Annotated in this window: 10 protein-coding genes and 1 pseudogene; 9 read left to right on the top strand and 2 right to left on the bottom strand. The window is 64.2% G+C overall.

Going from position 1 to position 9,258, the window contains the following annotated elements; genetic code table 11:
• Together EN893_RS08640 and EN893_RS08635 are read right to left on the bottom strand one after the other, a co-directional pair.
• Positions 1–495: pseudogene (locus tag EN893_RS08640) on the bottom strand (glycosyl transferase family 1); the annotation flags it as partial.
• Positions 496–505: 10 nt separating this feature from the next.
• On the bottom strand, positions 506–1,666 hold the full coding sequence (locus EN893_RS08635) for a GntR family transcriptional regulator (RefSeq protein ID WP_236382938.1): 1,161 nt from the start codon (positions 1,664–1,666) through the stop codon (positions 506–508).
• Positions 1,667–1,684: 18 nt separating this feature from the next.
• Here EN893_RS08635 and EN893_RS08630 point away from each other — a divergent pair, with 18 nt between their 5' ends.
• The 9 genes from EN893_RS08630 to EN893_RS08585 form a co-directional block, all read left to right on the top strand.
• Entirely contained in the window at positions 1,685–2,749 is a 1,065-nt protein-coding gene (locus EN893_RS08630; RefSeq protein WP_127266967.1) for a spermidine/putrescine ABC transporter substrate-binding protein, read from the top strand.
• Positions 2,750–2,989: 240 nt separating this feature from the next.
• Complete coding sequence (locus tag EN893_RS08620) at positions 2,990–3,832, top strand: ABC transporter permease (RefSeq protein ID WP_127266981.1); 843 nt, start codon at positions 2,990–2,992, stop codon at positions 3,830–3,832.
• On the top strand, positions 3,825–4,619 hold the full coding sequence (locus EN893_RS08615) for an ABC transporter permease (RefSeq protein WP_127266969.1): 795 nt from the start codon (positions 3,825–3,827) through the stop codon (positions 4,617–4,619). The genes EN893_RS08620 and EN893_RS08615 overlap by 8 nt, the downstream gene beginning before the upstream one ends.
• Positions 4,616–5,689 carry an ABC transporter ATP-binding protein gene (locus tag EN893_RS08610; RefSeq protein ID WP_127266970.1) on the top strand — a complete coding sequence of 358 codons (1,074 nt, stop codon included), beginning with the start codon at positions 4,616–4,618 and terminating at the stop codon, positions 5,687–5,689. Before EN893_RS08615 ends, EN893_RS08610 begins: the two co-directional genes overlap by 4 nt.
• Positions 5,690–5,701: 12 nt before the next feature.
• On the top strand, positions 5,702–6,976 hold the full coding sequence (locus EN893_RS08605; protein ID WP_127266971.1) for a glycosyltransferase: 1,275 nt from the start codon (positions 5,702–5,704) through the stop codon (positions 6,974–6,976).
• Positions 6,973–7,323 carry a cupin domain-containing protein gene (locus EN893_RS08600; RefSeq protein ID WP_127266972.1) on the top strand — a complete coding sequence of 117 codons (351 nt, stop codon included), beginning with the start codon at positions 6,973–6,975 and terminating at the stop codon, positions 7,321–7,323. The genes EN893_RS08605 and EN893_RS08600 overlap by 4 nt, the downstream gene beginning before the upstream one ends.
• 17 nt (positions 7,324–7,340) lie before the next feature.
• Positions 7,341–7,682: a cupin domain-containing protein gene (locus EN893_RS08595; protein ID WP_127266973.1), complete on the top strand. Its 342-nt coding sequence runs from the start codon at positions 7,341–7,343 to the stop codon at positions 7,680–7,682.
• A gap of 23 nt (positions 7,683–7,705) precedes the next feature.
• Positions 7,706–8,050: a cupin domain-containing protein gene (locus tag EN893_RS08590; protein ID WP_013528939.1), complete on the top strand. Its 345-nt coding sequence runs from the start codon at positions 7,706–7,708 to the stop codon at positions 8,048–8,050.
• A gap of 20 nt (positions 8,051–8,070) precedes the next feature.
• Positions 8,071–9,258 (top strand): aldehyde dehydrogenase family protein (locus EN893_RS08585; protein ID WP_164900766.1); only part of this gene is annotated, 1,188 nt, incomplete at its 3' end.

Raw genomic sequence — 9,258 nt, 5'->3', positions numbered from 1 at the left:
CAGGTAGGGCGGCACATTGGTGTCCGGCAGCTCGGTCTCGGCGCAGGAGACGACACGCACCCAGGGACAGCCGGCGGCTGATATCGCCGGGAACATGATGACATTGTCGAGCACCACCGCGTCCGGCTTCAGCCGCGCCAGCAATTGGCGCAGCGGCGCCTCGGCATTGACCGCAGTGTCGACGATGGCCTGCCAGGTCGGCGCGACATAGGTTTCCAGCTGGTCGATCGGGCTCAGCCGGAAATGCGGCAGGTGCCGGCGCACGAAGGCCTGCCAATAGCTCTGGCGTTCGCTGTCGCTCAGCGGCTCGTCGGTCGGCAGCTGGTATTCCTGGAAACCATAGTCGGCAAAGACGCCGGAAAAGCCGGCATGGCAAATGAAGACGGGCCGGGCTCCCTTGGCACGCAATGCCTGCGCGATGCCGACGCAATTCAACGCCGCGCCGAAACTGGCTTCGGGAAACAGCGCGATGGTCGGGCTGGCTTTACGCGTCAATTATTCCTCGTCATTCCGGCCGGCTGATCATGCCGAACAGGGCGGGCGCCCCGCGACTGGCCGCCTGCGGTCGCTGGTTGCGGGAAAGCCGCAGGTGGATACGAAGCAGATCGGCCGCCACCTCATACTGCAGGCTTTCAAGATGGTCGAGTATAACAAGGTGTTCGCGCAGCGATTGCCGCAGGCGGAAGACGTTGACGCCGGCATAGATGCCCGGCAGCCGGCGCAGCCTGAGATGATCGGCCAGCGCATCAGCAACGAAGCGGTTGGCGCAGCCCTCAGCGAGCATGCCGTGAAAATCGATGTCCAGCCGCTGGAACTCGCGTGTATCGAATGCGGCGTCCGGCAGCGCCACCAGCGCTTCCATAGCCTGGCGCAACGTCGCCGCCCGCGCGCCGTCCAGCCGGAAGCCCGGCGTCAGGATGGCCGCGGGTTCCAGCAGCAAGCGGAACTCATAGCTGTCGCCTTGCGCCTCTGGATCGTCGGGCGTGCGCCGAAACAGCCAGGACTGGCCAGGCGCTCGGTCCAACAAATTCTCTTCGGTCAGTTTGTTAAGTGCTTTTAGTACCGTCTTGCGCTCGGCACTGTAGCGCCGTATCAGCCCCGCGACGGTCACCGTCTGGTCCAGCCGACGCGCCGACCGGTCGCGCAGGATCGCCTCGGCCAACTCGTCCTCCTCGGCGGCGGGCAGTTCCGTGGCGACTGAAGCCTGCGCGGTGAGGTCGATGGCCAGGTGATAACCGGAATCTGCCTCCCAGCGCACGACACCCCGTTCAGCGAGCAGGCCGAGAGCCGCCCGCACCGGCGTGCGCGAGACATTGCACAACGAAGCGATCTGCTGCTCCGGCAAGCGTGCGCCGGGCTCAAAACCGCGCTGCCGCGCCACATCCAGGATGCGCTGCGCCAGATCGAGGTGGTTGGTGCGAGGTCGTCGGGCTGCGGCTTGCATGACTGGTCTCGTGGAAAACGACATGACCGCATTGATCTGACCGATCGCCCGCACGGACGCAATCGGCCAGATTCCACGATCGCTTAGCAAATTATGGATTGACGTACTTTTTTCTGCAATAGTACTGTCAGGGCAATCGGCGAGAAAAAGACCGAGGGAACGGGATCGAGGCAGCGGCAAGGGTCGCAGGCGTTGGTCCGGCGAATGCAATTCGACGATCAACCGAAATGGGAGTCTGTCATGACCGCTACCAGCCTGCGGCGCCGTGCGCTGAAAACATCTTCGATCGCACTTGGCCTGGCCTTGGCGCTGTCCGCGCCGGCGACGGCTGCCGACCTCGTCATTTCCAACTGGGACGGCTACATGGCGCCTGACGCCATGGCCGCCTTCAAGACCGCCACCGGCGTGTCGGGCGAAGTGGTGGTGCACGCCACCAATGAAGAGATCATGGGCAAGCTCATCGCCGCCGGCGGCAAGGGCTATGACGTGGTCTTCGTTTCTTCGCCCTTCGCCGAGGTGCTGAACAAGCTCGGCCTGACCGAGCCGATCGACCACGCCAAGATCCCGAACCTCACCAATCTCTATCCCGAGGCAACCAAGCTGCCGCACGATGCCGGCAATGCATTCTCGGTGCCCTACACCTGGGGCACGACCGGCCTCTGCTACCGTTCGGACCTGATGAAGGTTGCGCCCACCAGCTGGAGCGACCTGCTCGCGCCATCCGACGAATTGAAGGGCAAGACCACCATGCTGGCGACCGACCGCTGGCTGCTGGCTGCTGGCCAGCTCGACAAGGGCTATTCGGTCAACGAAACCGACCCGGCCAAGATGGCTGAGGTCAAGGATCTGCTGATCTCGGCCAAGAAGACCCTGCTCGCCTATGACGACACCACCTTCTATTCCAAGCTGGTGTCCGGCGAGGCGCTGATGGTGCAGGCATGGGACGGCTGGTGCAATTACGGCATCGCCGAAAAGCCAGAGATCAAATACGTCATTCCCAAGGAAGGCTCCGACCTCTGGGTTGACACGATGGTGGTGATGAAGGCCTCCGCCAACAAGGATGCCGCCTTCCAGTTCATCAACTTCATGCTCGACGCCAAGAACCACGCCTGGGCGGCGCAGAACATCGACTACAAGGTGCCGAACAAGCCAGCCATGGAAAGCCTGCCGGCCGATTTCCTGGCCAAATTCCCCAACATGGCGATGCCGGTGGCCGATCTCGTCAAGTTCGAGCAGTTGCGTGACGTCGGCGACGCCCAGCGCGACTATTCGAAGATCGTCAGCGAGATCAAGGCGGCGCAGTAGGGACTGTTCCAACAGCATCTTGGAATTAAGCTTGCGTTCCATGTCGCCCCCCTCTGGCCTGCCGGCCATCTCCCCCTCAAGGGGGGAGATTGGCTGTGGCGTCGCTTTCGCCAATCTTCGATATCTGGATGTAAGCGAGAGGTTCGAGCTGCTGATCTCCCCCCTTGAGGGGGAGATGGCCGGCAGGCCAGAGGGGGGCGCTCCTCCGTGAAATACACCCCCTCCCGCTCCTCCCTCCTGATGGCCCCGGCGCTGGCATGGCTCGCCGCCTTGATAGTGGTGCCGTGCGCGCTGGTGCTGGCGCTCGCCTTCTTCCGGCGCGGCATCTATGGCGGCATCGAATACACCTTCACGCTGGAGAATTTCGGCCTGGTCTTCGACCCGCTCTATGCCGGCATCTTCCTCAATTCGGCGCGCATCGCCGGCACCGCCACCCTGATCGCGGTGGTGATCGGCTATGCCGCCGCCTACGCCATCGCAGCCGCCCCGCGCCGGTGGCAGCCGGTGTTCCTGTTCTTCGCCGTGCTGCCGTTCTGGTCCAATTACCTCATCCGCACCTATGCGTGGATCGTGCTGCTCAACCGCGAAGGCCTGATCACGCAGTTGTTGCGCTGGTTCGGCTACACCGGCGAGCCACCATCGATGCTCTATACGGAAGGCGCGGTCATCGCCGGCCTCGTCTACAACTATTTGCCCTTCGTCATCCTCGCCTGCTACGCGCCACTGTCGCGCCTCAACCCGGAACTCGCCGAGGCCTCGCGTGACCTCGGCGCCTCCGCCGCCACCACATTCCGCCGTGTCATCCTGCCGCTGACCGTGCCGGGCATTGCCGCCGGCGCAGTGTTTGTCTTCGTGCTGTCGATCGGCAATTTCGTCACGCCCGCGCTGCTCGGCGGCGGCCGCTTCCAGATGATCGGCAACCTCGTCTACGACCAGTTCCTGACCGCCAACGACTGGCCGTTCGGCGCCGCGCTCGCGATGGCGCTGATCGCCATCATGCTTCTGGTGCTGATGGCGCAGGCGCTGGCCGCCAATCGCGCCTCGGGCCACGCCGCGCAAGCCGGCGGAGGCACCGATGGCTGAGCGCTCCCCCGCCACGCGGCGCACGCTCTGGCTCGTGCTGAGCCTGGTCTTCGCTTTCCTCTACATCCCGATCGCCGTGCTGGTGGCGCTGTCTTTCAACGAAGGTGGGCTGCCGACCGCATGGTCGGGATTCTCGCTGAAATGGTATGCCTCGCTGGCCTCGAACAGCGCCATCCTGTCCGCTGCGCTCAACACGCTGATCGTGGCGCTGGTGTCGACCGCAATCGCAACATTGCTCGGCACGCTGCTGGCGATCGGCATCGAGATGCGCCGGCAGTACGGCAAGGGCCTCGAAGCGCTGATCTTCGCGCCGATGATCATTCCCGACATCGTGCTGGCGATCGCGCTGCTGTCGTTGTTCTCCATGCTCAACCTGACCATGGGCCTGCACACGATCATCCTCGCCCATGTCGTCTTCAATCTCGCCTTCGTCTGCTCGGTGGTGCGCGCAAGGCTGAAGAGCTTCGACTGGTCGATCGTCGAGGCCTCCGCTGATCTCGGCGCCTCCGCGCTCACCACGTTCAGGCGGGTGACATTGCCGGTCATCGCGCCGGCGGTGATCGCCGGCGCGCTGCTCGCCTTCACGCTCTCGGTCGACGAGTTCATCATCGCCTTCTTCACCGCCGGCGCCGGCCGCGCATCGACGACGCTGCCGATGCAGATCTACGCCATGATCCGCTTCGGCATCACGCCGGAGATCAACGCGCTGGCGACCATAGTCATGGCGGTCTCGATCACCGCGCTGACCCTGTCGCAGCGGCTCAACCGTGGGATCATAGGCCAATGAGCGAACCCCGCACGCTTCTGGCCATCGATCATGTGTCGAAAAATTTCGGCCGGGTGACCGCCGTCGACGGCATCTCGCTCGACATCCGCGAGAATGAGTTCTTCGCGCTGCTCGGCCCGTCGGGCTGCGGCAAGACCACGCTGCTGCGCATGCTGGCAGGCTTCGAGACGCCCAATGAGGGGCGCATCCTGCTCGACGGCCGCGACATTGCCAAAACCCCGCCCAACAAGCGGCCGGTCAATCTGATGTTCCAGTCCTACGCGCTGTTTCCGCATATGAGCGTCCGCGCCAACGTCTCCTACGGCTTGGAGATGGAGCGCTTGCCGGCGTCGGAAATCCGCTCCCGCGTCGACGCCATCCTGGCGACAACCGAGCTGGTCCCCTTCACCGACCGCAAGCCGGAGCAACTGTCGGGCGGCCAGAAGCAGCGCGTCGCGCTCGCCCGCGCGCTGGTCAAGCGGCCGCGCCTGCTGCTGCTCGACGAGCCGCTTGGCGCGCTCGACAAGAAACTGCGCGGCGCCATGCAGCTGGAACTGAAGCGCCTGCAGCACGAGGTCGGCATTACCTTCGTCATCGTCACCCACGACCAGGAGGAGTCGCTTGTGATGGCTGACCGCATGGCGGTGCTCAAAGACGGCAGACTGCTGCAATGCGACACGCCGCACGCGATCTACGAGCATCCGGCCGACCGTTTCGTCGCCGACTTCATCGGCGTGATGAATTTTGTGCCCGGTAAAGCCGCCACCGACGGTGTAGTGGCTGCCAACGGAGCGCGTATCGCCGGCAAAGTGCCCGCCACACTCACAGCCGGTGCATCTGCTGTCGCGTCGGTGCGGCCCGAGCGCATCCGGCTGTTCCCATCGGTGGAGACCGCCAACCGCACCACCGGCACGGTCGAGGCGCTGGCCTATCAGGGGCTCGACCTACAGCTGCATGTCCGCACACCTCTGTCCCCAAAGCCGTTCCTGGTGCGCGTCACCGCTGATGCCGCCGACCGCCGGCCGGTCGCGTCGGGAGATCAGGTCGAACTCGGCTGGGACGCCGCCGATGTCAGAGTTTTCGCAGAATAAAGGAGAAGCCTGATGGCGCAGAAGACGATCGCGTTTTTTCCAGAAGCGGCCTACGGCCCGGCGCTCAATTCCGTCGGCATCGCCCAGGCGGTCGAGGCGCGCGGCCACAAAGCCGTTTTCCTGTCCGACCCCGGCTTTGTCGATGTCTACAAGGGCTACGGTTTCGAGGCGCATCCGGTGAACCTGTCGGAGCCGATGCCGCCCGAGCAGATGGCGAAATTCTGGGAGGATTTCATCAACGGCCACATCCCGAACTTCCGCAAATCGCCTTACGATCAGGTCGACAATTACGTCAAGGATTGCTGGACGGCGATCGTCGACAGCGCCAAATGGGCGCAGAAGGATCTGCCGCGCGTTCTCTCAGCCATCAAGCCGGATGTGATCTGCGTCGACAACGTCATCCTGTTTCCGGCCATCAAGCAGTTCGGCAAACCCTGGGTGCGCGTCATCTCCTGCTCGGAAAACGAGATCGACGACGAGGACATCCCGCCCCATCTCTCCGGCTGCGGCGAGAACGACCACGCCGGTCACCAGCGCTACCGCGATCATTTCAACGCGGTGATCAAGCCGATCCATGACGACTTCAACGCCTTCCTCGCCGCCAACAACGAGGCGCCTTATCCGATCGGCCAGTTCTTCGAGGCCTCGCCCTATTTGAACCTGCTGCTCTATCCCGAAGCGGCAAAGTTCAAGCGCCGCCACCCGCTCGACCCGGCAAAGTTCCAGTATCTGGAAGGCTGCGTGCGGCAGGAGAAACCCTACACGGTGCCGACATTCGCCAAAAACAATGACGGGCCGCTGCTCTATGTCTCCTTCGGCAGCCTCGGCGCCGGCGATGTCGACCTGTTGAAGCGCATTATCGCGACGCTGGGCAAGACGCGCTACCGGGCTCTGGTCAATGTCGGCGGCTACAAGGACCAGTACACGGACGTGCCCGCCAACGTGATCGTCGAGAGCTGGTTCCCGCAGCCTTCGGTTATCCCGCAGGTCGATGCGGTGATCCACCATGGCGGCAACAACTCCTTCACCGAGTGCCTCTATTTCGGCAAGCCGGCGATCATCATGCCCTATGTCTGGGACGGCCACGACAACGCCACCCGCGTAGAGGAAACCGGCCACGGCTTCGGCATGCCGCGCTACGACTGGACCGATGCCGAGCTGATTGCCAAGATCGAAACCTGCCTGACCGACCCGGCGATGAAAGCCAAGCTGGCGAAGACATCGGCGCAGATGCGCGCGCAGAATGGGCCGGAGAAAGCAGCCGGGTTGCTGGAGACGCTGCTATGACCTCCTCCGCTCCCCACCTCCACCAGGCCTCCACCCGCGCCGATCTCGTCGACTGGGGCGCCCAGCCGGATGCGTTGGACGGTGCCTCCCACTCGACCGGCAAACTCGTGCACAAAGGCCCGAACAACCAGCCGGAATCCGGCATCTGGGTGTGCACGCCAGGCCGCTGGCGCCTGAGCATCCCGCGCGATGAATTGTGCCATTTCGTCGCCGGCCGCGCGACCTACCGGTCCGATGTCGGTGAGCTGATAGAAATCTCCGCCGGGACCGTGGTCATGTTCCCTGCCGGCTGGACGGGTGAATGCACCGTGCATGAGACCATGCGCAACGTCTACATGCTGGCCTGACCACGGAGCTTGACGACATGCCGACACCGTACTGGCCGAAGGCCTCGAGCGTGGAACTGGAGGACTGGGGCGCGGGCAGCAACACGCTCGCCGGTTCGCCGCGCGCCTCGGGCAGGGTCCTGTCCCGGAACCCGGACGGATCGAGCGAATGCGGCCTGTGGTCATGCACGCCGGGTACGCGCAAGGTCACCTTTGGCGCCGACGAGTTCTGCCATTTCCTCTCAGGCCGTGGCAGCTATGTCCATGACGACGGCGAAGAGATCCCGGTCGAGGCCGGCACGCTGGTGTTCTTCCCCGCCGGCTGGACCGGCATCTCCATCATCAGGCAAACGCTGACCAAGGCCTTCATGTGCCGCTGAGCACTCTTTTCAAGGAAATCGACATGACCACACCCATCATGAAATCCCCGCTCACCATTACCGACCTCGTCGACTGGGGCGTCATCCCGACCATGATCGAGGGGCAATCCCACACCTCGGGCAAGCTGCTGTACAAGGGGCCGGAAGGCCGCTCCGAATGCGGGCTTTGGGTCTGCACACCAGGCAAATGGCACTGCCATGTCACCCGCGACGAGTTCTGCCACTTCCTCGAAGGACGCTGCACCTACGTCCACGAATCCGGCGAGGTCATCGAGATCGAACCGGACACCGCAGCTTTCTTCCCGCAGGACTGGAAGGGCGTCTGCACCGTCCATGAGACGATCAAGAAGGTCTACATGATCCGCTGAGCGGATCCGAGAGGATGTCCATGGATTTCTCCCCTGACCGGCCGACCTTCTTCGTCAACCCGGACTACCAGCCGATGGCAGGCACGGCAAAGCCGGTGATCGATCCGGCGACGATCGAAACAGTCGGCGCCATCGCTGCAGCCAGCGATAGCGAGATCGATGCCGTGCTCACCACCGCGACCAGGGCGCAGGCCGCCTGGAAAAAGCTCGACGCCAAGAGCCGCGCCAAGCACCTGCATGCCGTCGCCAACGCCATCGAGGTGGCCAACTTCACCCGCTGCGCCGAGCTGATGGTGCGCGAGATGGGCAAGCCCTACCCCGAAGCGATCGGCGAGATCGCCAACTGCGCGCCGATCTTCCGCTACTACGCCGAGATGGCGCGCGACGATGCCGGCAAGATCGCCGGCACGACGCAGGCCGGTTCGTTCCAGTATGCGCGCTACGAGCCCTATGGCGTATCCGTCCACATCATGCCCTACAACTTCCCGATCCTGCTGATGTGCTGGACGGTCGCCGCATCGCTCGCCGCCGGCAATGCCTGCGTCATCAAGCCGGCCGAGGCGACGACGCTGTCGACGCTGGACTACATGACCGTGTTCCGCTCGCTGCCGGAAGGGCTGGTCTCCTGCCTGCCTGGTGGAGCGGCCACGGCGCAGGCGCTGATCGCCTCCGAACGCACCCATGCGGTTGCCTTCACCGGCTCGGTCGCCGCCGGCAAGGCGGTGGCGGTGGCCTGCGCCGAACGCATGAAACCTTGCGTCATCGAGGCCGGCGGCAGCGATCCGCTGATCATAAGCGAGCATGCCCCGCTTGAGATCGCGGCGGCCGGCAGCGTCACCGCGGCCTTCCATCTCACCGGCCAGGTCTGCACCTCCGCCGAGCGTTTCTTCGTCGTCGATGCCGTTCATGACCGCTTCGTCGCGCTGTTCGCCGAAAGGACCCGGGCGCTGCGCATCGGCAACGGCATGGACAAGACCGAGATCGGCCCGCTGGTCAGCGAGGCCGCTCGCACCAAGGTCATGCGGCTGGTCGACGATGCCATCGCCCACGGCGCCGAGGCGGTCACCGGCGGACGCATCCCTCCGGCACACAACACGGGCTGGTTCTACGAGCCGACGATCCTGACCGGCGTCACCCCGGACATGGCAATCGTGCGCGAAGAATGCTTTGGACCGGTCGCCGCCATCTGCCGGGTCAGGGATTTCGAC

Origin of the sequence: Mesorhizobium sp. M7A.F.Ca.CA.004.04.2.1 (assembly GCF_004022825.1) — a bacterium.
Classification (GTDB): domain Bacteria; phylum Pseudomonadota; class Alphaproteobacteria; order Rhizobiales; family Rhizobiaceae; genus Mesorhizobium.
Note: the sequence above shows the minus strand (reverse complement) of the source record. Positions and strands in the feature narration are given on the sequence as shown.